1 protein-coding gene is annotated in these 995 nt (G+C 58.9%); it reads left to right on the top strand.

Features of this window, described 5'->3' with window-relative positions; genetic code table 11:
• Positions 1-155: 155 nt before the first annotated feature.
• Positions 156-995 (top strand): hypothetical protein (locus B2W55_RS29975; protein ID WP_291532722.1); only part of this gene is annotated, 840 nt, incomplete at its 3' end.

Here is a 995-nt window from a genome sequence, read left to right as displayed (position 1 = left end):
ACTACTTTGTAGGCTCCATGCCTAAAGCTGAATCTGATCTGACCAAGGCACTACATCGTAAGTCTACCGCTGAAGTCGTATTTCTCCTTTCTGGGCGTCGCAGAGCACCGAAAAACGCACAGGCGTTCGAGACGCGAGTTCGAGCGTGGCCGACGATGGTCAGGAAGGCACTGCACCTCTGGGGCGCAGAGGAAATTGCAGCTCGCCTAGTCGACGAGCTTCTGTTCGACGATCGGGCGGTCGAGCAGCTCGCTCGCTTTGTTCCCGAGTTCGAACGGATACATGACGAAGAGGCCGCGAGCCACGCGGTTCCAGCTCCCGATCGTCAGCAGCTTGTTCGATCCGACGTGGACGCTGAGATCGCCAGGCGACTCGAAAGCAGCAAATGCATCGCGATCACTGGAATCGGTGGGCTCGGAAAATCGGCGGCGGCTGCAGCCTTTGCCATCAAGCATCGCGAAGATTTCAATCTGACGATCTGGCTCGATCCTGGAGAGATCAGCCGGCCTGAGGACCTCGCTTCGGTGCCGCTCAGACGCGGTGGCGATTTGCGGAACGTCGCTTTTCTCTTGAAAACTCGGGCGTGCCTCTTGGTCGTCGACGATGCCGCTCCCGGCATCTCAGTGGATGGACTTGCGAACCTATGCGGACCGAAGTCGAGGATCATCGTGACGCAGCGCATCGCGTCGCCCGGCTCCTTTGACCTTCCGTTCTTTTCGAAGACAGAAGCGAGGTCGATGCTGGAGCACGCCGGGCCAGATTGTCCCGAGCCAGTGTTTGACGTCGTCTGGAACACGGCGGGCGGCCACGCTCTTTCATTAGGCCTCATAAGCGCCGTCGTTCGCAACGGTGTTTCTTGGCCAGATGTAGCGTTGGACTGTGGCAGTATCGGTGCATTCGATGACACCCGGGGTCAATTGCTTGCCGACAGATTGTTGGGACGACTGCGCCATTCCTTGGGGCGGGAGCTTTCGGTGTTCGCTTGGAGTGGCTCG

Origin of the sequence: Bradyrhizobium sp. UBA2491, assembly GCF_002341725.1 — a bacterium.
Taxonomy (GTDB): Bacteria; Pseudomonadota; Alphaproteobacteria; order Rhizobiales; family Xanthobacteraceae; genus Bradyrhizobium.
This window is presented reverse-complemented; position numbering and strand designations above follow the sequence as displayed.